General features: G+C 60.8%; 20 protein-coding genes. 12 read left to right on the plus strand and 8 right to left on the minus strand.

Annotation, left to right across the window (positions count from 1 at the left end):
* Positions 1-95 precede the first annotated feature (95 nt).
* Entirely contained in the window at positions 96-2,009 is a 1,914-nt protein-coding gene (locus A5483_RS04400) for an alpha-amylase family protein (RefSeq protein WP_002548447.1), read from the minus strand.
* Between the two features lie 127 nt (positions 2,010-2,136).
* Here A5483_RS04400 and lepA point away from each other — a divergent pair, with 127 nt between their 5' ends.
* The 4 genes from lepA to A5483_RS04420 all read left to right on the plus strand — a co-directional run bounded on the left by lepA (position 2,137) and on the right by A5483_RS04420 (position 7,945).
* Positions 2,137-3,984, plus strand: coding sequence for a translation elongation factor 4 (gene lepA, locus A5483_RS04405; protein ID WP_193790439.1), 1,848 nt, complete (start codon positions 2,137-2,139; stop codon positions 3,982-3,984).
* The gene (locus A5483_RS04410; protein WP_002548584.1) at positions 3,981-4,988 is read left to right on the plus strand and encodes an o-succinylbenzoate synthase; all 1,008 of its coding nucleotides are present in this window, start codon (positions 3,981-3,983) and stop codon (positions 4,986-4,988) included. Before lepA ends, A5483_RS04410 begins: the two co-directional genes overlap by 4 nt.
* Position 4,989: 1 nt before the next feature.
* Positions 4,990-6,552: a 2-succinyl-5-enolpyruvyl-6-hydroxy-3-cyclohexene-1-carboxylic-acid synthase gene (gene menD, locus A5483_RS04415; RefSeq protein ID WP_241497676.1), complete on the plus strand. Its 1,563-nt coding sequence runs from the start codon at positions 4,990-4,992 to the stop codon at positions 6,550-6,552.
* A 202-nt stretch (positions 6,553-6,754) separates the two neighbouring features.
* Complete coding sequence (locus A5483_RS04420; protein ID WP_002548375.1) at positions 6,755-7,945, plus strand: alpha/beta hydrolase; 1,191 nt, start codon at positions 6,755-6,757, stop codon at positions 7,943-7,945.
* 28 nt (positions 7,946-7,973) lie between these two features.
* On the opposite strand, the gene A5483_RS04425 is transcribed toward A5483_RS04420, so the two are convergent.
* From A5483_RS04425 to A5483_RS04440, 4 genes are all read right to left on the minus strand, one after another.
* Positions 7,974-9,167 carry an isochorismate synthase gene (locus tag A5483_RS04425; protein ID WP_063811112.1) on the minus strand — a complete coding sequence of 398 codons (1,194 nt, stop codon included), beginning with the start codon at positions 9,165-9,167 and terminating at the stop codon, positions 7,974-7,976.
* 118 nt (positions 9,168-9,285) lie between these two features.
* On the minus strand, positions 9,286-10,470 hold the full coding sequence (locus A5483_RS04430; RefSeq protein WP_063811113.1) for an AMP-binding protein: 1,185 nt from the start codon (positions 10,468-10,470) through the stop codon (positions 9,286-9,288).
* 29 nt (positions 10,471-10,499) lie between these two features.
* Positions 10,500-11,489, minus strand: a complete 990-nt coding sequence (locus A5483_RS04435) for a 1,4-dihydroxy-2-naphthoyl-CoA synthase (RefSeq protein WP_002548823.1) — start codon at positions 11,487-11,489, stop codon at positions 10,500-10,502.
* Positions 11,490-11,513: 24 nt separating this feature from the next.
* Positions 11,514-12,035: a rhomboid family intramembrane serine protease gene (locus tag A5483_RS04440; protein WP_063811312.1), complete on the minus strand. Its 522-nt coding sequence runs from the start codon at positions 12,033-12,035 to the stop codon at positions 11,514-11,516.
* Between the two features lie 224 nt (positions 12,036-12,259).
* Here A5483_RS04440 and A5483_RS12350 point away from each other — a divergent pair, with 224 nt between their 5' ends.
* The 5 genes from A5483_RS12350 (at position 12,260) to A5483_RS04465 (ending at position 16,341) form a co-directional block, all read left to right on the plus strand.
* On the plus strand, positions 12,260-12,421 hold the full coding sequence (locus A5483_RS12350; RefSeq protein ID WP_241497677.1) for a hypothetical protein: 162 nt from the start codon (positions 12,260-12,262) through the stop codon (positions 12,419-12,421).
* Positions 12,409-12,678 (plus strand): hypothetical protein, encoded by a 270-nt coding sequence (locus tag A5483_RS12355; protein ID WP_233500910.1) that lies wholly within the window; start codon positions 12,409-12,411, stop codon positions 12,676-12,678. Before A5483_RS12350 ends, A5483_RS12355 begins: the two co-directional genes overlap by 13 nt.
* 763 nt (positions 12,679-13,441) lie before the next feature.
* Entirely contained in the window at positions 13,442-14,623 is a 1,182-nt protein-coding gene (gene hemW / locus A5483_RS04455; protein WP_002548933.1) for a radical SAM family heme chaperone HemW, read from the plus strand.
* Positions 14,624-14,704: 81 nt separating this feature from the next.
* A complete protein-coding gene (locus A5483_RS04460) occupies positions 14,705-15,583 on the plus strand; it encodes a DUF3097 domain-containing protein (protein WP_002548702.1) in 879 nt (292 codons plus the stop codon).
* Entirely contained in the window at positions 15,580-16,341 is a 762-nt protein-coding gene (locus tag A5483_RS04465; RefSeq protein WP_002548973.1) for an inositol monophosphatase family protein, read from the plus strand. The genes A5483_RS04460 and A5483_RS04465 overlap by 4 nt, the downstream gene beginning before the upstream one ends.
* Before the next feature lie 17 nt (positions 16,342-16,358).
* Here A5483_RS04465 and A5483_RS04470 read toward each other — a convergent pair whose 3' ends face one another.
* The gene (locus A5483_RS04470; protein ID WP_042842737.1) at positions 16,359-17,036 is read right to left on the minus strand and encodes an MBL fold metallo-hydrolase; all 678 of its coding nucleotides are present in this window, start codon (positions 17,034-17,036) and stop codon (positions 16,359-16,361) included.
* A 142-nt stretch (positions 17,037-17,178) separates the two neighbouring features.
* Here A5483_RS04470 and hrcA point away from each other — a divergent pair, with 142 nt between their 5' ends.
* The 3 genes from hrcA to A5483_RS04485 are packed head-to-tail and all read left to right on the plus strand — an operon-like array spanning position 17,179 to position 20,117.
* Positions 17,179-18,198, plus strand: coding sequence for a heat-inducible transcriptional repressor HrcA (hrcA, locus tag A5483_RS04475; protein WP_002548383.1), 1,020 nt, complete (start codon positions 17,179-17,181; stop codon positions 18,196-18,198).
* Between the two features lie 3 nt (positions 18,199-18,201).
* Positions 18,202-19,380 carry a molecular chaperone DnaJ gene (dnaJ, locus tag A5483_RS04480; protein WP_063811115.1) on the plus strand — a complete coding sequence of 393 codons (1,179 nt, stop codon included), beginning with the start codon at positions 18,202-18,204 and terminating at the stop codon, positions 19,378-19,380.
* A complete protein-coding gene (locus A5483_RS04485) occupies positions 19,377-20,117 on the plus strand; it encodes a 16S rRNA (uracil(1498)-N(3))-methyltransferase (protein WP_002548590.1) in 741 nt (246 codons plus the stop codon). The genes dnaJ and A5483_RS04485 overlap by 4 nt, the downstream gene beginning before the upstream one ends.
* An 18-nt stretch (positions 20,118-20,135) precedes the next feature.
* Here the strand turns inward: A5483_RS04485 and A5483_RS04490 are convergent, their stop codons facing one another.
* Positions 20,136-21,182 carry a zinc-dependent dehydrogenase gene (locus tag A5483_RS04490; RefSeq protein WP_063811116.1) on the minus strand — a complete coding sequence of 349 codons (1,047 nt, stop codon included), beginning with the start codon at positions 21,180-21,182 and terminating at the stop codon, positions 20,136-20,138.
* A gap of 27 nt (positions 21,183-21,209) precedes the next feature.
* Positions 21,210-23,114, minus strand: coding sequence for a PTS mannitol transporter subunit IICBA (locus A5483_RS04495; protein ID WP_063811117.1), 1,905 nt, complete (start codon positions 23,112-23,114; stop codon positions 21,210-21,212).
* Positions 23,115-23,235 lie beyond the last annotated feature (121 nt).

Consider the following 23,235-nt stretch of genomic DNA (forward strand, 5'->3'; position numbering starts at 1 on the left):
CGTGGAACGCGCCAGACAGGCGCGACAGGACACGTTACCAAATCAATGCGGCTGCACCCAAATCAGCCGACCGCTGTGAGTTGTGCGTGGCGATGCTAGGCCTGGCAGCGATCGCTTAGCCAAAGGCACTCATAGGGAGCGAGGCGCAGATTCATAGGGGTCAGGTCATAATCGAACCCGCTCAGCAACTCGGTGACGACGTCGGCGAGCTCAGAGCGCAGGTTTTCCATCGGGAACCACACCTCGTGCTCACTGACGTTGTATAGCTCGATCATGCGGCCTTCGGGATGCGGACGCCCCCACATGATGACCTTGCGGTGGGGGGAGGGCAGGACCACCGTCTCGATGGAGGCATGGAATTCGGGGCTGCGACGTCGGGCATTGATGGCCCGTCGCACCCCGTTCCAGATACGGCCAGGGACGCTATGCGGTTCGGCGTGGGCCTGCTCGACTACCGACCAGTCCATCACAGGTCGATGGACCCAGCGGTTGTCGTCGGCATGGTTGGGATCGCGTTGCCAGTCGTCGTTGAGCATCCCGACCTCATCGCCCATCCAGATCAGCGGTACTCCGCCATACCCGAGGATCGCGGTGTGCAGCATGATGATCCGGGCGATGGCAGCGTCGATATCAGCTGGGTCGTCGGTCTCCAAGGCAGACTCCAGCCCGGCCAGGCTCGCTAAGGAGCCACTGATTCGACGGTCGCCGGTAACCGGGTTGTCTTGGAAGACCAGACCGCGGGAGAAGGACCCAGGGAACTTTCCGGAATAGAAGTCGGAAAGGAACCGCCGGTGGGCGACGGGGTCGAGGCTAGCTTCACGAGCGTCGGCGTCGTCAACGGTCCACCCTATGTCGTCGTGGCATCTGGCGTAGGTGACCCAGGTTGTCGTCGAGGGCTTGTCAGGGATCCGGCTCAAGGCTGTTTCCATGAGGCTGACGTCGCGGGTAGCTAGAGCACTCCACAGCTGCACCATGAGGCTGTTGTGGTAGGCCATGTCACAGACTTTTCCCCAATGACGCCCGCATCCGAAATAACCCGTGAGATCGTTGGGGCCGGCGATGGCCGTGGCTTTGAAAGCGACGGCGGGTGCGATGATCCGCATCGCCTGGCGTAGTGACTGGGTGATGTCGTGGACTTCGGGAAGGTTCTGGCAGTTGGTGCCGAGTTTCTTCCAGATGAAGGCGATCGCGTCGAGGCGGAACACCTCGACGCCGCGATTGGCTAGCACACACATCAGGTCGAGGAATTCGCAGAAAATGTCAGGATTAGCCCAGTTGAGATCCCACTGGAACTTGTTGAAAGTCGCCCACACCCACCCCTGACAGTCGTCGTCCCAGGTGAAATTGCCATGCGCGAAGTCCGGGAAAATTTCCGGAAGGTTCTTCTCCCAAGCGTCAACCTCGTCTTGAGTCGACAAAATGTGAAAGTAGTCGCGGTACTTTTGCTGGCCGGCGCGAGCCAGTTGAGCCCATTTATGCTCGGCCGCCACGTGGTTGACGATGAGGTCGATGGCGAGGGATATGCCATGGGCGCGCAGGGTAGCCGTGAGATCGGCTAGGTCATCCATGGTGCCCAGATCCGCGCGGATAGTGTGATGGTCTGCAACCGCATAGCCACCATCGTTAGCGCCTTGGCGAGGTTGCAGCAGCGGCATGAGATGCAGATAGCGCACGCCCATGTCGCAGAGATGATCAAGGTGGTCATTTACACCTTTGAGAGTGCCGGAGAAGTGGTCGGTATAGGTTGCGTAACCGATCATCGTCGGCTGTTGCAGCCAGTCGGGTTCCAGGAGCCGGGCTTCGTCAAGGCGTTTGAGGTCGTCAGGGCGTTCGGCAGACCGTCGTAGCAGGATGGCGCGGATTCGTTGCAAGGTTTCATCGGCGCGGTCACCGTAAACCCTGTTCAGCCCGATCCATAGATCAGGCAGATAGTGCTCCCAGCGGAGGTTGAAGGATTGCTGGGTAGGCGGATCAAGGCTCACGTATCCGAGGCTGTCGTCGGCGACCATAGTTTGAGCCTAGCCGGGTTGCGTGCGCGCTGAAGAGATTGGCGGCGATAGTAGCCGAGAGCACAGTGTCGTTGGTGCGTGAGAGACTACATCTTGAGCCGGGCATCCCCGGCACCATCGTCGATATATGAGGGAGCAGATGTCCGCGCCCCAGCCTGGCAGTACAGATCCGGCCATCATTCGGAACTTCTGCATCATTGCGCACATTGACCACGGCAAGTCGACCCTGGCCGACCGGATGTTGCAAATCACTGGAGTTCTTGACGAGCGCAGCGCTCGCGCCCAGTACTTGGACCGCATGGATATTGAGCGGGAGCGCGGGATTACCATCAAGTCCCAGGCAGTGTGGATGCCATGGGAGGTCGACGGTGTTACTCACCTTCTCAATATGATCGACACTCCTGGGCATGTTGACTTCTCGTATGAGGTATCCAGGTCCCTGCAGGCCTGTGAGGGAGCGATTTTGCTCGTCGATGCGGCCCAGGGCATCGAGGCCCAGACGTTAGCCAACCTGTATTTGGCTCTGGAGGCTGATCTGGAGATCATTCCAGTGCTCAACAAGATCGACTTGCCTGGGGCCGAGCCGGATCGCCATGCCGCCGAGATTGCCGGAATCATTGGCTGCGACGAGTCGGAGGTGCTGCGAGTCTCGGCGAAGACTGGTGATGGTGTCAGCGATCTGCTCAACACCATCGTCGCTAAGGTGCCAGCCCCCGAGGGGGTGGCTGCCGCGCCTGCTCGGGCCCTCATTTTCGACTCGGTTTACGACACTTACCGAGGTGTCGTCACGTATGTCCGTGTGGTCGACGGTGCCCTGCGTCACCGTGAGAAGATTCTTATGATGAGCACCGGTGCAGCCCACGAGGTGCTTGAGATCGGCGTCATATCCCCAGAAATGGTGCCTGCTGAAGGGCTGTCGGTGGGGGAGGTTGGATACCTCATCACCGGCGTCAAGGACGTTCGTCAATCCCGGGTTGGCGACACTGTTACCAATGCTTCCAAGCCCTCTGAGAAGGATCTTGGCGGCTATCGGCATCCCAAGCCAATGGTGTATTCGGGGCTCTTCCCGATCGATGCCAAGGATTTTCCTGAGCTGCGTGACGCCCTTGACAAGTTGCAGCTCAACGACGCTGCCCTGGTCTACGAGCCTGAAGCCTCGACGGCCCTGGGCTTTGGTTTTCGGGTCGGATTCCTCGGTCTGCTGCATATGGAGATCGTGCGTGAGCGTTTGGAGCGCGAATTTGACCTCGACCTCATCTCCACGGCTCCCTCGGTGGTTCACCACGTTCTCATGGAGGACGGGTCCACTGTCACCGTCACAAACCCGTCGGAATACCCGACTGTCGGGCGGATAGCCGAGGTGCGTGAGCCCATCGTTGACGCCACTATTCTCAGCCCGGCCGAGTACATCGGCACCATCCTTGAGTTATGCCAGCAGCGTCGTGGTGTGCAACAGGGCCTGGACTATTTGTCCTCTGATCGGGTGGAGATTCGGTACCGCTTGCCGCTCTCAGAGATCGTTTTCGACTTCTTCGACCAGCTCAAGTCGCGGACCAAGGGGTATGCCTCGCTGGACTACCACGAAGCCGGCCAGGAGGCCGCTGACCTCGTCAAAGTCGACATTTTACTCAACGGAGACCCAGTGGACGCTCTGAGCTCGATCGTCCACCGCGACAAATCTTATTCATATGGCGTCGCGATGGCCGCCAAACTCAAGGAACTCATTCCCCGTCAACAGTTCGAGGTGCCGATCCAGGCCGCCATTGGCGCGCGGGTTATCGCTCGCGAGACCATCCGCGCCGTCCGTAAGGATGTGCTGTCCAAATGCTATGGCGGTGACATTTCCCGTAAGCGCAAGCTGCTCGAGAAGCAGAAGGCCGGAAAGAAACGCATGAAGGTCGTCGGCTCGGTGGAGGTGCCTCAGGAAGCCTTTGTGGCCGCTCTGCGTACCGGAGAGTCTACGGAGAAAAAGTGAAGGGCCTGAAGGCGTACCGATTAGACGTTCCGCCGATGTTGGCCGATCGTGGTATTGATCGGATGCTCGCATTTGCCGTGCCCCTGACAGTGAGGTTCCGTGGCATCGAGGTGCGAGAGGGGGCCCTGCTCCACGGTCCAGAAGGCTGGGGAGAGTGGTCGCCGTTTTGGGACTACGGCCCGGTCGAGGCGGCGTCCTGGCTGCGCGCGGGAATCGAGGGTGCCACCCGGTGCCTACCCGTGGCGCGACGAGATCAGGTACCGATCAACGTCACCATTCCCGTCGTCGATGCGGATCGTGCCCGGCGGATGGCTGCCGAGTCGGCCTGCCTGACGGCCAAGGTTAAGGTTGCTGACCCCCGTAGCGATCTGCGCGAGGATTGCCGACGGGTCGCCGCAGTGCGCGAGGCTATGCCAGACGGACGCATCCGGGTGGACGCCAATACCGCCTGGGATGTTGAGACCGCGGTCCGCGCGATCACCGAGCTCGACGCAGCAGCCGAAGGGCTGGAATATGTCGAGCAACCCTGTGCAAGCGTGGCGGACCTGGCCCAGGTGAGGCGCAAGGTGAACGTTCCGGTGGCAGCTGACGAGTCAGTGCGTAGAGCTGAAGACCCACTAGCGGTGGCACGGGCCGGCGCTGCCGATCTCATCATCGTCAAGGCACAACCACTGGCTGGGGTTGCCCGGGCCCTTGAAGTCATCGATGCTGCCGGGCTACCGGCTGTTGTCTCCTCGGCCTTGGACACCAGTATCGGGATCGGCTTGGCTACTCATCTGGCGGCGGCCCTGCCTAGCCTTGATCACGCCTGCGGGCTGGGGACGATTCGTCTTTTTCAGGGGGATGTCAGTGCCTCGCCACTCCTTCCGATCAACGGCTACCTAAGACCGCGACGCGGGGAGGTTGACGTTGAGGTTGAGGAGCCGGATACGGATCTGTGCCCAAGGTGGTCACAGCGTCTGGGCCTCACTGTGGCCGCCCTGGCAGAGTTAGAACGGAGTTGAGTTGAACCCTTCTACTGCAGTGGCCCGACGTCTGGTGAGCGCTCTCGTCGGGGCTGGGGTCGGACACGTCGTGTATTGCCCAGGATCCCGGGATGCCCCTATTGGGTACGCGTTGGCTGATGCTGAAGCTGCTGGATGGTTGCGGGTGTACGTGCGTTTGGACGAGAGGTCGGCCGGTTTCGTGGCCCTTGGGCTGGGCCGCGCGGGTCGCCCGGCTGCGGTAGTCACAACCTCGGGTACCGCGGTGGCTAACGTGTACCCGGCCGTTCTGGAGGCCGACGCAGCCGGGGTGCCGCTCGTCGTCGTCTCGGCCGATCGTCCTGCTGAGATGTGGCATACGGGGGCCAACCAGACGACTGTCCAAACCGGGATTTTCGGGGCTGCGCCACGTCTCAGCACTGACGTGCCGGCCGGGTTTCCTGCCGACGAGCGCCTCGACGCTCTTGTCGCGCGGGCCGTGACAGCCGCGACCGGGGTGCTGAGCGCCGACCCGGGTCCGGTGCACCTCAACGTGAGCTTCCGTGATCCGCTTGTGCCCGACGGGCCGTGGTCGCCGCAGCCGCAGGCGTTGGTGTCCCGTCGGGTGAGGTCCTTCTCGACTGCACCGACGCCGCTGAAAATGCCTGCCCGGACGGTCGTCGTGGCCGGGGACGGTGCCGGATCAGTCGCCCGTGACTTGGCACAGCAGGGTGGATGGCCTCTGTTGGCCGAACCCACGTCGGGCTCTCGGGCCGGGGACAACGCCCTCACCGACTATCAGACGGTCCTGCGCAGCGAGTTGGTCGATGACGTCGAGGCTGTCCTCGTCTTGGGCCACCCCACTTTGTCGCGCCCGGTGTCGCGGCTGCTGGCGCGTCCTGGCGTCACCGTCGTAACCGATCGCAGTCGATGGACCGACGTCGCCGGGGTCGCCCGGGTCGTCACAGGACCGGTCGAACTGACCGGGATCGAGATTGACTCAGCATGGCTCGGCCGCTGGAAGGACGCTGACCGACCCGTTGCACCGACCGCCAAGCAGCGGTTCTGCCGCGATATTTGGCGGTCCTGCGCAGCGCCCGACGCCCCTGTGCTTGTCATCGGCGCTTCCGACGTCATCCGCTGTTTCGATCGGTTTGCCGTGCCCGGCGACGTTGCTCCGAAGGCACTGGCTAACCGAGGGCTGGCGGGCATTGACGGCACCATCGCAACCGCGATCGGTGTGGGGCTGGGCACCGGCCGGCCAGTGCGTGTCGTCGTCGGCGACCTCACCTTTGCCCACGACGCGACGTCGCTGCTGCTGGGAGAGACCGAGCCTGAACCTGACGTGCAGGTCATTGTCGTAGATGACCACGGTGGCGCAATCTTTGGTGGGCTGGAGCATTCTGCGGCGCCTCGTCCTGTCCTCGAGAGGATGTTTCTTACCCCACAAGGTTTGGATTTGGCGGCCCTGGCTGCCGGGCTCGGTGCACACCACTGCACGGTAGAGACAAGTAATTCCCAACCTATGGCTGACCAGATGCACCGGTTGTTGGCCGAGCCGGTCCAGGGCAGGAGCGTCGTCGAGATTTCCCTCCCTGCCGTATAACCCATCGTGGCTAGTGGGGGTGAGGTGTGACGCAATGCGATCGGCGCGCATATGAGCATATAGAAATCATGGCTAACGAACGGTTGTGCATAATGCACAAAGTCTCACTTATTGTGGGCGAGTGAGACTTTGGGCTCCTAAGGTGAGGGTCACTAGATGGATCTCGAAGTCGAGATCCATGGAAGCCAAAGGAGGCTCACCGATGTCACAACAGAAGATGCAATGCGGAGGGGTGCACAGCTTGCGGACGCGGGTGACCGCCGGCCTCGTCGCCGGAGTCACCGCTTTCGCCGGGCTAGGCATCTCTGCCCAGGCTGCGCCGGCACGGGAAGCTAAGGCGCCCGTTGGTGCCAGCCAAACCGCGGCACCGCACATTAAGACGGTCACCGGGTATATGAGCTCCACGGATCAGTGGCACACGAAGATTTTCACCAAGAAGGACCTGGTGGCACATCCCAAGGGCAGTATCGTCGTCATCCCTGGTGCTGGCGAGCACCAGGGGCGTTATGACTACGTCGCCAAGCGGTTCGCCGAGGCTGGCTACAACGTGTTCCGGCTAGATCATCGCGGCCACGGCATGAGCGCCGCTCCCTACGTAAACAACGTCGTGCCGCGCGGCCACATCGATGACTGGAATTCAATCCTTGCCGACATTCATCAGCTGGTGGGAATTGCCAAGAAAGATACACCAGGCAAGAAGACCTTCCTGCTCGGACACTCGATGGGTGCTCAGGCTGTGCAGGGCTATGGCATCGCCTACCCCAACGACGTCGACGGCATCATCTCCACAGCGGGTGGCATTGCCATGAATCTTTACGGTAAAGACACCCTCAAGCCCGAGGAGATCACGGCTAAGAACCTCACCGAGGCTGAGAAGAACGCCAAACCGACGGTTTCGCAGCTTCTGCCCCTCGACCAGCTGACGAGTATCAGGAACTCCCTGATGCCGCAGTACAAGAAGGATCCGAAAAATTTCCGCCTGACCTCGTCACCGTTCTCGGCTTCGGCCAGGACTAAGATTCCGAACACCTTGGTCATCTTCCCCAAGTCCGCCTTCAATGGGGTGAACACGGATCCGCGGTCTTACGAGAGCTTTGCTAACGATCCGCTTAACGACAGGTACATGACGGCAGGGCTTCTGACCCAGATGGCGGTTGGTCAGCTGTACACCACCTTCAATGCCCGCGATTTCACCACTCCCACCCTCATCATGCATGGTGAAGCCGATGGATTGGCGCCGTCGTTCGCTGATGTCAACTGGTACAACGCGATTAGTTCGAAAGACAAGACTGCCATCTTCTGGAAGGGTCTTATGCACGAGATCCTCAACGAGACTGTCCGCGATCAGGTCATCGACAAGACCCTCGACTGGATTAACGCTCGAAACAAGTGAGGAATGACCGGTCTCGAGGCCGTTGCCATCACGAGTCCGTGGGCTGTCTCAAACAGTCATTGAAGGCCTCCATTTTGGCACCGACCTCGAGCCATTCCTTGGCCGGATCGGAGGTTGGCATAATTCCGGCTCCCGCATACAGGCGTACGCGTCGTGAGTCGTCGCTGAACTGCCCGCAGCGCAACGCGAGCGCCCACTGCCCCGACCCATCTGAGCTCATCCAGCCAATCGGGCCAGCGAACCGTCCGCGGTCCAGGCCCTCCACCTCAGTGATGAGCCGATAAGCGCTTTCTCGGGGGGTGCCGCACACGGCGGCGGTGGGATGCATGGCGTCAACGATCCGCGCTGCGTTGGATCCGTTCACTCGAGCGGTGACATCGGTTGCTAGGTGCACGACATTGGGCAGTTCGAGGCGGAACGGACCCCGAACGGTAGCGTCGCTCAGACCAGCCTCCGCGAGCTTGCCAGTGACCGACGCTACGGCCAGTTCGTGCTCGCGGCGTTCCTTCGGATTCGACAGCAGTTCGTCGGCCCATTCGGGCTTGCGGGTGCCGGCCAAGACGCGGGCACGGAATAGCCCGTCCCGGCAGTCGACTAGTAGCTCCGGCGTAGCTCCTACAAGGCCGTCATGGCTGTATGTCCAGCACCCGGGAAATCGTGAGGCGAGGTGTGACGCCACGAGGCTTCGGCTCACTGGCGAGTCGGCCTCGACATCAACTGATCGAGCTAGGACGACCTTCTCAAGTTCGGGATCCTCTCGCAGATGGCGGGTGGCTGCTTGGACTGAGGCGGTCCACTGCGCTTCGGAGATGGCCGGGATACCGGTGTGGATGTGAGGAGGCTGCAGGTGGACATCGCGACGTACTAGCGACGAGACGTCTCCGGTGACGGTCGTTGGCGAACCCAGGTGCTGGCGTGCGATGAGTACCTGCGGAACGACGAGGAAACCTTCCTGCGCCTTGGAGAAGGGAAAGGACCCGAACGCGACGACGTGGTCGTCGGCCCATGACGCCATGCGATGCCACGCACATTCCACGGCTCGATGCCCCGAGGCGACGAACCGCCGTTGGACCCCCCAGCCCACCATGGCTGGTGCATCGTCGGAGTCGGGAGCGAGCCAGATCCACGGATCGATGCCATTGGGCACCCAGTGCAGGACCTCGGCTAGCCACTCCGCGCCGGGAAGGGTGGAGATGGTGGCAGAACATGAAATCGTGGGCACAAGGCCTGACTCTAGCCGTAGTCAAGAACGGCACAGTGTCGCACTGCGAATACCAGATTGAGAATTGGCGAGATATGTGACGAGAGGTGATCGGCTTCGCAGCCTGGCCTTACTTCGCTCACCGCTGCCACGCGCTCCCGTTCGAGAGTGCCTCAGCGATGAGGTGACGCGCCATCATGCGGTCCACCTTGCCCGAGGCCAGCAGGGGCAGCGCAGACGTCGCCACGACAATTCGCGGCGCGTGAGTGCGCCCCAGCCGGGCTGCCACCGCGTCGCGCAGAGCCTGTCCTTCCTGCCATTGCGGACTCGGTACAACCAGAGCTGCTACAACTTGCCCCCACGTGTCGTCATCCATCCCGACGACCACACCATCAAGCACCGTATGACTGGCTCGGATTTGATCGAGCACCTCATTCGCTGAGATTTTCAGCCCCCCGGAGTTGATGACGTCGTCGATGCGGCCGTCAATGATGAGTCGCCCATCCTCCCAATGACCCAGGTCCTGGGTGTGCAGCCAAGCTCCTACCGGCCCCTCGTCGAGGTAACCGCTCATGACCATCGGCCCGGCGATGCGCACCCGACCGTCGTCAGCCAGGTCGACCAGTGCTCCTTCCAGCGGCACCCCGTCGTAGACGCACCCTCCACAGGTTTCACTCATGCCGTAGGTGACGGTCGCTGCAATACCGCGGTCGCGGGCCCGTTCTAATAGGGCGGCTGTGGGGGGTGCTCCTCCTACTAACACGGCTGCACACCGGGCCAGCGCAGCAGCGCATCGGGGATCATCGACGAGATGGGTCAGTTGGGTGGGTACTAGTGAGATCGCCACGCGACCGTCAGGGTGGCGCTGCTCGGCCTGTTCGATCGCCGCAATCACCGAGGGTGGGTCAACATGACCCTGGATCGTTACGACGTCACGCCCGTCGCCGACAGCGCGGGCTACGACCTGCAACCCAGCGATGTGGTGTGGGGGAAGGCCCAGCACCCATGTACACGGACCCCCTAGACGGTGCCGCGTCGCCGCTCCCGATGCCCGTATTTGGTCCGCAGACAATCCGACGAGGCGACCGGTTCCCGTCGTCGACCCTGAGGTTCTTACAACTAACCCGACTTCTTCAGGCAGCCATACGCTCCGATTCTCAACGTCCTGCAACACAGCCGGGGGCAGGTCTTCGTCCCCGACAGGTACGAGCACCGAAGTTTCACCCTCGAGAAAGCGTGCCAACCTTCCCATCAGCCAAGTGACGTCGGTGGTGGTGCGCTCCACCCGCACGACACGCACCCGCGACGTCTCGACGATCGACATGACGGTCCTTTCCGTGATCCCAGCCGATATCAAAAGTAGTACGGGTAAGACGACCAGTCGGGCTGGCGACGTTCGAGGAATGCGTCGCGTCCTTCCTGGGCCTCCTCGGTCATGTATGCCATCCGGGTCGCCTCACCAGCGAAGGCCTGCTGACCGGCAATGCCGTCGTCAACCATGTTGAAGGCGTACTTCAGCATTCGGATGGCTTGCGGGGACTTGCCAGCGATCGTCAGCCCCCAGTTGATGGCGGTGTTCTCCAGTTCGGCGTGAGCAACGGCCCGGTTGATGACGCCCCAGCTTTCGGCCTGCTCGGCGTCATATGTTTCAGCGAGGAAGAAGATCTCGCGGGCTCGCTTGTCACCGATCTGGCGTGCCAGTAAGGCCGAACCGTACCCGGCATCAAAGGAACCGACGTTGGCGTCGACCTGTTTAAATTTGGCGTGCTCGCGGCTGGCTACGGCCATATCAGCTACCACCATGAGGGAGTGGCCCCCGCCGGTCGTCCATCCAGGGATGGCGGCGATGATCGGTTTGGGGGTGGCACGCATGAGGCGTTGTACCTCAAGGATGTGGAGACGTCCCAGCCGTCCCTTCTCGATGCGTTCGCGTCTGGCGTCGGTGGCCAGGTCCTCGTCCCCGGAGGCTTCCTGCGACTCGTACTGGTATCCGGCGGCCCCGCGGATCCGCTGGTCGCCACCTGAGCAGAAGGAGTACCCGCCATCTCGAGGGGAGGGGCCGTTGCCAGTGAGGATGATTGCCGCGACGTCTGGGGTGCAACGGGCGGCGTCGATGCAGCGGTACAACTCGTCAACGGTGTGCGGGCGGAAGGCGTTGCGGATCGTCGGGCGGTCGAAGGCAATGCGCACCACTGGCAGATCCTCCCCAGTCGGGGCATGGTCAGACTCGCCCCGAGACACGAGGCGATGGAAGGTCATGTCGGTCAGCGGGTCACCAGGAAGGTCAACATCGCGCCAGCGAGCTGCGTCAAAAGTGTCAGAAACGAACGGAAGGGTGCTCACCCCGTGGAAGCTACCACTGCTGGCTTACCTGGGATGACGAGCTAGCCGCGACGCCGAGATGACGCCGCCGATCGCTCCGCCGAGGTGAGCCTGCCAGGAGACCCCTGCTGCGCCCGGCAGCACTCCCCACAGCACTGATCCGTAGATGAAGAACACGGCGATCGCTACCAGGATGTCACGCAGTCTCTTGGTGAAGAGGCCGCGGACTAGTAGATAGGTCAACCAGCCGAAGACGATTCCAGACGCGCCTAGCGTGATCGTCCCGGGGGCGCTGAAACACCACGCGAAAAGCCCCGAGCACACCATGATCATCAGCCCTGAGAAGATCCAGGTTCGCGTCGATTCCAGGTACACGAGCATTCCGAGGATAAACAGCGGCACGGAGTTGCCGACCAGATGTGGCCAGCCGTAGTGCAGCCATGGGGCAGTGAAAATCTCCCATAGCCCCTGCATGGTCCAGGAGTGGATGCCGAAGTGGTCAAGAGTGTTGCCAAGCATGGTGTCGATGACCTCGAGGATCCACATGATCGCGACGACGACGGCCATCACGCCTGCGCTGCTGGCAATGGAATTGGTGCGGGTCGGAGGTTGGGCCTGACGCCGGCGGACTGGGGCGGACGACGGAGGCAGATATGAAGCCATGTACCCAGTGTGGCAAAGAAGAATCAAGAAAAATCTGTGAATTTCGTCACATAAGGCCTGTTGGTGTGGTTCTACCTATTCCAGCATGTCGGATGCCGCAACAGCGGCGGAAGGTCGAGGAGGACCGTATGGCGGACCAGCAAGACGCCTTCGAATCCGAGCAGATGGCCAATGTTCTTAAGGCCATGGGCGTGCGCAAGGGTGATGTCGTCACCATTTATCTGCCCGCATTCCGGAGATTTTCTTCGCGATGTTGGCTTGCGCCAAGATCGGTGCGGTGCACTCGGTAGTGTTCGCGGGCTACTCCTCGGAAGCTCTTAACGCGCGTATTGACGGCTCGGAGTCGAAGGTTATTATCACTGCTGACGGATCGCGGATTAACGGCACAATCTTCCCGATGAAGCAGATCATCGACGATGCAGTGAAATTTTCCCCACCGGTCGAGAGCGTCATCGTGGTGCGCAACACCAAGTCCGAGATTTCGATGGACTCGACTCGTGATCACTGGTTCCACGAGTTGTGCAAACTGCCGATCGTAAAAAAGTAAGTGTCAGACCGTTCAGGTGGATGTCGAGGACCCGCTCCGGAAAGATTATGCGTCGCGTCCTCAAGGCTCGCGCTCTAGGTGAAGACGAGGGAGACCTGTCAACCCTGGAGAACTGAGGCTATTACGGGAAGGGCGGGTGATGTTATCTCCTCGCCGCCTCGTGCTTGTCGACCATGTCAGCGGTGTCCTTGCCGGGCCCGCTATTGATCTGTGAGCACGTGTCGGTGAGATCAGGCTGCGACAGCATGTGCGTGCCGTAGGAGTTGGCAAAATCGACCTGTTTATCTGCTTGGTGTGATCTATAGCCATTGGGAAAAATTCTTTGCAGCCTCAACATCGTTGCTAGATTCTTTGGTACAGCGATTGACGGTCTGTTGTACGCTTTTCTGTCTTTCTAAAGCTACCGGACATGGCGCTAGAATTCGTACCAGTTGAGAAGCAGTGGTCGTTCAATCCACCTCCGGTCACGGCGATAGTGGTAGCAAGACCCGAGGCTGCGTTAAGAAAATGTGGGCGAGAACCCCCTTTCTCGGCAGTTAAATCCTCAAGCTGTTGAATATTCACACGCTGATTCGGAAGTGTGGGTATCTATGAGGTGTTTATAAAGCTGTCTGAATCGTCACCTCGCTGCCGTGTCGCGATGATGCGCGGAATGAATCGACCAGCTACGGCGCGTAGCAGATGTCTTTGGCGACTGCTGTGGCGGGCGTCAGGTGGCATCATGCAAGAGTGCACCCCGTACCCCCGCATGACGAGGAGGACCATGACGCACGCCGGCAATAGCCTGCCAGAACTTCATCCAGCTGACGGGCCGTGGAGCATCTACCTCCACGTTCCCTTCTGTGCATCGCGGTGCGGGTACTGCGACTTCAACACCTATGTGCTGTCAGCGATGGGAGATGACGCGGTGGCGAGGTATCTCGACGCCGCCCACCGGGAGCTCGAGCTGGCTGCCGACGCGCTGGGGGATGCACAACCCCCGGTTTCGACGATCTTCTTTGGGGGTGGCACTCCGACGATGCTCTCCCCGGTGCAGCTAGCGGAGCTCGTCAATCACGTCCGTACATTATGGGGGATTGACCCCGACGCCGAGATCACTACTGAGGCCAATCCGGAAACCCTCAGCGAAGAGGTCTTAGCCGGTCTGTTGAAAGCCGGGATTAATCGGTTGTCGATGGGAATGCAGTCCGCCGACGAGTACGTCTTGGCGGTTTTAGATCGTCGTCATCGGCCAGGACGCGCCGTCGAGATGGCACAGCTGGCGCGCCAGGTGGGATTCGACGACGTCAGCTTGGATCTCATCTTCGGCGCCCCCGGGGAGAACCTTGACTCGTGGCGACACAGCCTCGACGCCGCGTTGACGGCCGCACCAGACCATATTTCGGCATACTCTCTCATCGTTGAAGAAGGAACTCGACTAGCGGCCAGAATCCGTCGGGGAGAGCTGCCGATGACCGACGAGGACGATCTCGCCGACAAATACTTGCTCGCCGAAAAGATTCTCACTGAGGCCGGGTACGTCAACTACGAGGTGTCGAACTGGGCTCGTCCTCGTAGCGGCCGGGACCACCAATGTCGGCACAACATGGCGTACTGGCTGGGGCGTGACTGGTGGGGAATTGGCCCGGGGGCCCATTCTCACGTTGCTGGCACGCGGTGGTGGAATGTCAAACACCCCGCCACCTACCGGACCCTGCTGGGTGACAGGACGCTGCCCGTTGACGACTATGAAGTTCTCGACGATGTGCAGCGCCATGAAGAGACGGTGCTTCTTCGGTTGCGTTTGGCTGATGGATTGCCGATGGCGGATCTGTCCGAGGCCGAATGTATGCGGGCTGCCGAGGTCGTTGAGCAGGGGCTCGCGACGATGGAGGAGGAGCGGCTGGTACTCAACTTGTCAGGCCGGATGGTGGCTGACCGAATCATTACCGATCTCCTTGTCTAGCGGTATTCCTCCATTTCGTCCAACAGATCGTCATATTGGCCGCCAGCATGGCTTGTCGTTATGCCTAGGTGTGGCAATACAGTGGCTATCGTGATTGATCGCTACTCTCACGACGTCCTTGCACGCGGCTGGCGCACCTCCCACATGAAGAAGAGCGCTGATATGCCGCTGGAACTCGACATGGTCGTTGAGGATCCTTCCAGCGGATTCGTGGGGGCCGTCATCGGATGGCAAAACGGCTTGGTTGTGCTTGAGGACCGCAAGGGTAAGCGCAAATCGTTTCCTGTCGGCCCGGGGTTCTGGGTGGACGGACAACCCGTGAACCTGTGTATTCCCTCTCGTCAGGGAAGTGCGAGCATCAAACACACTGCTTCTGGCTCTATCGCCGGTGGGGCTGAACCGGCCCGAGTTGCCCTACCCAGCCGGATATACGTTGAGGGACGTCATGACGCCGAACTCGTCGAAAAAATATGGGGAGACGATCTGCGTCATGTCGGGGTCGTTGTGGAATACATGGGTGGCATGGATGACCTCGTCGGGATCGTCGCCGAGTTTAAACCTGGCCCGGGGCATCGCCTTGGCGTTCTGGTCGACCACCTCGTTGCCGGCACCAAGGAGTCACGGGTAGCAGATGAGGTGCGCCGTGGTGGGTACGGTGAGTACGTCATGATTACCGGTCATCGCTTTATCGACATCTGGCAGGCCATCAAACCTCAGCGGATTGGCCGCCAAGAATGGCCTGAGGTCCCGATGGACGAAGACTTCAAATTCGGCACCCTGAAACGTCTCGGTCTACCTCACTCGACCCAAGCTGACATTGGTCAGGCCTGGCAAGCCATGCTGGCACGAGTACGCGACTGGCGCGATTTGGATCCCCGGTTTAACACGGAAATGGAGAAACTCATCGATTTCGTCACGTGCGACCACGTCGAGGAGCTGGACAATGAGGAGATGACATGAGTATTGACGTCGACACGGTGTCTGATCTCATCCGGGACGTGAGTGCCAGGGTCATTGATCCCCGATTCCGGGCCCTTCACGATCATCAAATCCACCAGAAAAAGCCCGGGGACTTCGTTACTGACGCTGATCGTCAGGCCGAGCGCGAGCTGGGCGCTGCCGTGACTAAGTATGCCGGCGGTGTCGTCGTGGGGGAGGAATCAGCTTTCGCTGACCCAGCCATCCTCGATGCCGTCCCCGATGCTGACCTGGCCTGGGTCATTGACCCTATTGACGGCACCAAGAACTTCGTGCACGGGTCTGTTGATCACGGCATCATGCTTGCTCAGCTCAGCCGTGGTGAAACAGTCAGAGGATGGATCTGGCAGCCGCAATACGGACATATGTGGTTCGCTGAGCATGGCGCCGGAGTCACGTGCGACGGTGACGAGGTGACACGTGGGGATGCCCACTGTCCGATTCGTGCCGCTACCACTCATGAGGCCTACAAAATTGCCTCGCCTGGGGTGGAATGGCGGATGGCGAAATGGTGCTGTGCGGTGGACTATCCGCTGGTGTGCCTGGGCGAGACCGACGTCACCGTCTATCAGCACTCTTACTTGTGGGATCACCTTCCTGGTGCACTCATGGTACGAGAGATCGGTGGGGTAGTGCGTACTGTCGATGGCGCGGAATACGGACCGCGAGAGACTTCAGGAAAGCTCGTTGTCGCTGCCGATGAGGGGGCTTACGAGAGGGTTGCCAGATTGCTGCGCTGAGTCGTCCCGGCTGGGCCTCAGGATAGCTGAGGAGGGATGTGCCGGCGAGTGAGCGGGATGTTCATGGGTATTCGCTCGGCAAGCTGGGCACGCTGAGTCATGACGGCGGTGGCATCTACGGGATGACCGTGCCCAGGAACATAGAGGCCGGCTCCGTCGGTGCCCGTAATGACCGAATCGATCGCCCGCGGCCAACCACGGACGTCGGTTGTCTCGTCAGATTGTGGCTCTCCTGCGGTCTCCACGAGGTCCCCGACGAAGGTGATCTTCTCGTCACGCACAATGACAATGAGGTCGCCGTCGGTGTGGGCCGGGCCGGGATGGATAATCTCGGCGCCCAATCCGCCCAAGTTCACATACGCCATGAGAGATACGGGGTGGTCGACCTGGAGGTCGGGACAGTGAGCTAGAGCGGCCTCGTGCATCCACACTTCGGCATTGTCGATCCCCGGTAGGCCACCGCTGTGGTCATAGTGGTGATGGGTGATGACGATTCGATCTACAGGACGGCCCAGCATGCACGCTGCCGACATCGCCAGGGCGCGCCCCTGCTCGGGAACTGATCCGGTATCGATGAGGAGGACATGGTCTTCACCAGCTACGAGCCCGCAGGAGACACTCTCCGGTTCAACAATGGTTGTCCACACTCGAGGTGTGAGGCAGGACCATTGGGGAGTCTCGGGATGTGCTGACATGGCCACCAGTCTGGCACGTTCGCAAGAATGTGCTGCCGGCGAGAGGGGCAGAGGACCGAGAACGAACGCGATAAGGTGGCACTCGGCACTCGAGAGTGCCAAAGTGGGATGTGTATCCAGCCGAATCGTGTGAGGAGGAGTTGTGCTCGACGACCGCAAGCTCGACGTGCTCAAAGCCATCGTCACCGATTATGTCTCCAGCAAGGAGCCGGTGGGTTCAAAAGCTCTGGTGGAACGCCACGGGTTGCGCGTGTCCCCGGCCACCGTCCGTAACGACATGGCCGTACTAGAGGAGGAAGGGTACATCACCCACCCCCACACCAGCGCCGGGCGCATCCCCACAGACAAGGGGTATCGCCTCTTCGTCGATCGCATTGCCACTCTCAAGCCGTTGTCGGGGCCCGAGCGTCGGGCTATTCAGGCGTTTATGACTGGGGCAGTGGACCTCGACGACATCGTGCGCCGCACTGTGCGCCTGCTTGCTCAAATTACCCACCAGGTCGCGATTATGCGGTACCCAGTGGCGACGACGGGGACGATTCGACACCTCGAATTAGTGAGTTTGTCGACTGACCGCATCCTCATCGTGCTCATCATGTCGTCGGGATCGGTAGAGCAGCAGATCGTCGAGCTTCCGAGCCATGATGAGCAGAATCTCGCCGCGCTTCGCACCCGGCTGAATGAGGCCCTCGTCGGATTGACAGTCGCTGAGGCGATTGACGCCCTCAACCGCCTCCTTGACGATCTAGGGCCAGCCGAAGGGCCGCGAGCGGCGTCGGTCATCGCTACCGTTCTCGAGATCCTCGCCGGCGACCCATCTGCTCGGGTTGTGGTTGCCGGAGTTCCCAATCTCACCGCATTCGGTGCACAGTGGGAAACAGCGGTGCGTCCCGTCCTTGAGGCCCTTGAAGAGCAGGTCGTCCTCATGCGACTGCTGGGCGAGGCAACCGCAGGGGAGGCCGGCGAGGTTACGGTTCGCATCGGCGCTGAGAACACCGATGTGCCCTTCCAATCGACCTCAGTGGTGGCCAGCCCCTATGGTCCCGAAGATGCCTTGTCGAGCTTGGGTGTCGTCGGGCCCACCAGAATGGACTACCCCTCAACCATGGCAGCTGTGCGAGCCGTGGCCCGCTATGTGGGCCGGTTCCTGGCAGAAGGATGATTCTTGAGTAACGACTACTACGAGATTCTTGGCGTTTCCCGTGATGCGAGTGCCGACGATATCAAGAAGGCGTATCGCCGTAAGGCTATGAAACTCCACCCCGATGTTGCTGGGCCTGGATCGGAAGAGGAGTTCAAGCAGGTCCAAGAGGCTTACGAGGTCCTCCAGGATCCGCAGAAACGCGCCGTTTTTGATCGCGGCGGCGACCCCAATGCTCGGATGGGAGGATTCGGGGAAAGCGGCTTCAGCAGCGCTGGATTCGATTTCACCAATCTTGTTGACGCGATGTTTGGTGGCGGCTCTCCTTTTGGTTCTGGTGGTGGCCGTGGTCCGCGCTCGCGCACCCGCCGTGGCCAGGACGCCCTGGTCCGGATGCGCCTCAGTCTCGCCGAGGCCGTCTTTGGCGTCACCAAGCCGTTGGAAGTCGACACCGCAGTGGTGTGTCCAAAATGCCAGGGCAAAGGCGCACAGTCTGGTTCCGAGCCGGTAACCTGCGATACCTGTCAGGGGCGCGGTGAGGTCATTACCGTGCAGCGCTCCTTCCTAGGCGATATCCGCACCAGTCAGCCTTGCCCGACCTGCCATGGTTACGGCACGGTCATCCCTGATCCGTGCCAGGAATGCTCCGGTGAAGGGCGGGTGCGCACCACCCGTACTATCAACGTCAAGATTCCCGCCGGAGTGGCTGATGGTAACCGCATTCACCTTGATTCCCAGGGGGAGGTTGGCCCCGGAGGTGGCCCGGCCGGTGACCTGTATATCGAGATGATGGTCAGCCCCCATGATGTCTTTACCCGTCACGGTGACGACCTCGAGATGGTTGTCACCATCCCGATGACGGCGGCAGCGCTAGGAACGAAGGTCCCGGTGCACACTTTGGAGGCAGATCGCGAGGACTTCCCCGAGGACACCAAGACCGTCACCGTGGAGGTGCCGGCCGGCACCCAATCCGGCACCCGGATTGTCGTTACCGAACGAGGTGTGCCGAGGCTTCGCCGCAACGGGCGCGGTGACCTTGGTGTCACGTTCATCGTCCAGACACCGACGAAGCTCGACTCCCACCAGAAGGAGCTGATGCGTCAGCTGGCTGAGGCACGCGATGAGACCAAGGCCTCGGCCTCGGTGGAGAAGTCGGGCGGTCGGGGCATGTTTTCCCGTATCAAGGAAGCTTTTGGCGGATGAGTGACCCTTGCTTCCTTGGTGAGGTCGCCGCAACCACGCCCGGATCGGTGATGGAGATCACCGGCGCAGAAGGCCATCATGCCGGCTCGGTTCGACGCATCCGGGTGGGTGAGTCTGTTCTCGTTACCGATGGTCAGGGTCATGCCGTTCGTGGCCCTGCCATTGAGGTGACAAAGGGGTCGGTTAGTGTCGAGGTCGTTGAAATTCTCGAAACTCCCGCGACCGCGCATCGGTGGGTGGGCGTCCAAGCGTTGCCGAAGTCCGATAGAGCTGAGCTGGCCGTGGCGACCCTCACCGAGATGGGGGTTCACGAGATCCTCGCATGGCAGGCTGATCGGAGCATCGTGCGATGGAAGGGTGACAAGCAAGCCAAAGGTGTCGCGAGGTGGCAAGCGGCTGCTCGTGAGGCCACCAAACAGTCTCGCCGTTTTCTTGTGCCGCAGGTAGAACTGGCGGCGACTCGCGAGGTTGTGGAGCGGATTCGCAATGCCGAGGCCGCCTACGTTCTGCATGAGTCGGCCACCGAGCCGCTGGTGCGTCAGAAGTTGCCGGTATCCGGTGAGGTGATCTTCATCGTCGGGCCAGAGGGTGGCATCACTGACCGTGAGGTGGAGGCCTTCGTCGCGGCCGGTGCACGTCCTGTGACGATATCGGACGGAGTATTGAGAACCTCGACAGCCGGCGTGGTTGGCTTAGCCCAATTGCGGGCCATGGCCAACCTCACCGCCTGCGGTTGAGGATCTGGCGGGTCGTGTTCAGGGTTCGACGGTCACTTTGATGGCCTCGCCGTTGGCAACGATGTCGAAGACCGTCATGACGTCGTCGAGTTTCACGTGACGGGTCATGAGATCCTTGACTGGAACCTGCCCCGAAGCGATGTACTGCAAGGCACGTTTGTTGTGCTCGGGGGCTGAACCGTTGGCGCCATGGATGTGGAGCTGACGGTAGTGGATCAGGTTCGAGTCACAGGTAATTGTTGGGTTTGTCTTCGGTAGTCCGCCGAAGAAGGAGATACGGCCATTGCGCGCCGCCATGGCCAAGGCCTGCTCCTGAGTGATGTTGGCCGGGGTCGCGGTGATGATGACGTCGGCACCGCGACCGTTAGTGAGCTCCATGATCTTGGCGACGACATCGTGCTGTGAACCGTCGATGGTGATGTCGGGCTTGACAGCAGTAGCCGACATTGCGAGGCGTTCCGCGTTGATGTCGATCATGACGATAGTGCCGACGTTGTGTACACCCCGCGCGATGCGGGTGTGCATGCACCCGATCGGGCCGGCACCGAAGATGACGACGAAGTCGCCTTCTTCGATGCCGAGTTGCTCCTGGGCGTTGATGGCGCAGGCGAAGGGCTCGGCGGCACTGGCCTCGTCAAAGTCGACGCCGTCGGGGATGCGATTGAGGCCGTCAACCCTGAGCACTTGCGGCGGGACGATCATATATTCCGCGAATCCACCGTCATACTGATAACCGACGCTGGTCTGGTTTTGGCAAACCTGCATCCACCCCTTGCGACACTCGTGGCACTGGCCGCACGGGACAGCGGCAATCGACTGGACTCGATCGCCGACCTGCCAGTCGCCAGCTACCTTGGAGCCGATCTCGATGATCTCTCCGGCAACTTCATGGCCCATGGTCGTGACTCTGGTGATGTTCTGGTGGCCATTGTGGAGGATCTTGACGTCGGTGCCACAGGTGGAGCAGTTGCGAACCTTGATCTTGATTTCGTCGGGTTTGCACTCCGGCTCGGGGACGTCCTCGAGACGAACGTCTTCGGGTGCGTGGAACCTCAATGCCTTCATGATGTGTGCCTTTCTATAATCCGCTGATTATGTTTGCTGGGAATCGAGAAGATGAAGGACTTCGTCGGCGGATGTCGCCTCACGAAGGTGCCGGGCGGTTTCGCGGTGAGACAAGAGTCCCGCGAGAGCTGCCATGATCTCGAAATGCTCGTTGCTGGACGAAGCGATAGGAATGACGACGGTGCAGGTGTTCCCGTCCCATTCAACGCCGTCGGGGAACTGGAGAAAGCCTAGGGTGGCCTTGCTGATGTGGTCGCGGACCTCATTGACGCCGTGGGGGATCGCGACTCCCTCACCCATGTAGGTGGAGATCTGCTCCTCCCGGGCGAGCATGCCCTTGACGTAGGCATCATCTGCGGCGCCTTCATCAATGAGCACCTGGCCAGCCATGGTGATGGCCTCCTCCTTGCTCGCAGCGTGCTGCTTGAGCCGGATGGCATCGCGGGGCAGCACACTGGCGGCGACGTGGGTAGGGCCGTTCGCAGTAGACGCCTGGGAAAGTTCTCCGTCATTGGCAGGTTCGGCGGCCTCACCACGTGCTGCGCGAACCTCCGCCTCGACGCGGTCGAAAGCAGGATCGTCGATGTAGTTAGTAAAGGGAACGACACGGGCGCTCGGGACGCGCTTGTGGGCGCGGCTGACCAGGCCCTCTTGAGTGAGGATGAGGGATGCGTCTGAGGGAATCTGGTCGACGGCCTTGTGGTCGACCTCAACCCCATACTGGGACAGTCTCTTCTTCATGGTAGAGGCGACCATGGCCGAGGAACCCATACCTGCGTCGCAGGCGATGACGACTTTGGAGATGTTGGTAAGCGGGGCTTGAGGGCGGGTTGCGGCGGTGGCAGTGGGGTTTTTGTCCTCACCCGATACGTCATCCTTAGCGCGATCTGTGCGGATGAGCAGCATGGCGACCACAAAGGAGACGACAGTCGCGACGAGGAAGTCGGCAATCATGGCCAGGTAGTGCCCGGGTTGGCACATGAGGAACCATGCGATGATCGAGCCCGGGGAGGCCGGGGCGACGAGGCCGGCATGGAACGCGACGCCGACAGCCAGACCACTCATGCCCCCGGCAATGGTAGCGAGAATGGTCTTGGGCTTCATGAGTACGTACGGGAAGAAGATTTCGTGGATGCCGCCGAAGAGATGGATGATAATGGCGCCCGGAGTCGACTGACGGATCTGACGAGAACCGAAAAACTGGTAGGCAACGAGTAAGCCGAGGCCGGGGCCAGGATTCGACTCAACCATGAACAGAATCGAGCGTCCGGTGGTGTGGGCCTCTTGAGTGCCCAACGGAGTGAAGATGCCATGGTTAACGGCGTTGTTAAGGAATAAGACCTTCGCCGGCTCAACGAGGACAGACGCGAGCGGGAGCAAGCCGTGGTGGACGAGGAATCCGACCCCACTCGCCAACCAGTCCATGAGGGTCGAGACGATCGGTTCGACGCCCAGGTGCCCGATGATGGCCAGGGTCATGCCGAGGATGCCGATCTCGAAATTGTCGACAAGCATCTCGAACCCAGAATGGATCCGGCCTTCAAGGAGCTTGTCGGCCCGTTTGAGGAGCCACGCGGCAAAGGGACCCATCACCATCGCGCCAAGGAACATCGTGATGTCGGCACCGACGACGACGCCCATCGTGGCGATCGCGCCAATGACGCCACCACGTGTCCCGTTGACGATCTTTCCACCGGTGTAGCCGATGAGGACGGGAAGTAGATAGGTCAGGGTCGGGTCGACGAGCTTGGCGAGGGTTGCATTGGGCGTCCACCCCGTTTCGATGAAGAGAGCCGTCAACAGGCCCCAGGCGATGAAGGCTCCGATATTCGGCATGATCATGCCGGCCAGGAATCTTCCGAACTGTTGGACGGAGGCACGTACGCCGTGTCCCTGCAGGTTCTTGTTAACCGTCGCGTCAGGTAGTGACATCGGAGCTCCAGTGTGCTCAGCTGCCGATCATTGGCAGGATCCCCATCGATCTGTGAACAATTCTGGATCTGTCAGTTTGTGTTGTCAAGGAGTTGTGTTTTGTTGTTTTTATAGCGGATAT

It is taken from the genome of Cutibacterium namnetense, from assembly GCF_001642025.1.
GTDB lineage: Bacteria > Actinomycetota > Actinomycetes > Propionibacteriales > Propionibacteriaceae > Cutibacterium > Cutibacterium namnetense.

Coding starts and splice junctions, on each gene's coding strand:
- A5483_RS04400 (WP_002548447.1), bottom strand. CDS start 2,009: ATGGTCGCCGACGACAGCCTCGGATACGTGAGCCTTGATCCGCCTACC.
- lepA (WP_193790439.1), top strand. CDS start 2,137: ATGAGGGAGCAGATGTCCGCGCCCCAGCCTGGCAGTACAGATCCGGCC.
- A5483_RS04420 (WP_002548375.1), top strand. CDS start 6,755: ATGTCACAACAGAAGATGCAATGCGGAGGGGTGCACAGCTTGCGGACG.
- A5483_RS04430 (WP_063811113.1), bottom strand. CDS start 10,470: ATGTCGATCGTCGAGACGTCGCGGGTGCGTGTCGTGCGGGTGGAGCGC.
- A5483_RS04440 (WP_063811312.1), bottom strand. CDS start 12,035: ATGGCCGTCGTCGTCGCGATCATGTGGATCCTCGAGGTCATCGACACC.
- A5483_RS12350 (WP_241497677.1), top strand. CDS start 12,260: ATGGCGGACCAGCAAGACGCCTTCGAATCCGAGCAGATGGCCAATGTT.
- hemW (WP_002548933.1), top strand. CDS start 13,442: ATGACGCACGCCGGCAATAGCCTGCCAGAACTTCATCCAGCTGACGGG.
- A5483_RS04465 (WP_002548973.1), top strand. CDS start 15,580: ATGAGTATTGACGTCGACACGGTGTCTGATCTCATCCGGGACGTGAGT.
- A5483_RS04470 (WP_042842737.1), bottom strand. CDS start 17,036: ATGTCAGCACATCCCGAGACTCCCCAATGGTCCTGCCTCACACCTCGA.
- A5483_RS04485 (WP_002548590.1), top strand. CDS start 19,377: ATGAGTGACCCTTGCTTCCTTGGTGAGGTCGCCGCAACCACGCCCGGA.
- A5483_RS04490 (WP_063811116.1), bottom strand. CDS start 21,182: ATGAAGGCATTGAGGTTCCACGCACCCGAAGACGTTCGTCTCGAGGAC.
- A5483_RS04495 (WP_063811117.1), bottom strand. CDS start 23,114: ATGTCACTACCTGACGCGACGGTTAACAAGAACCTGCAGGGACACGGC.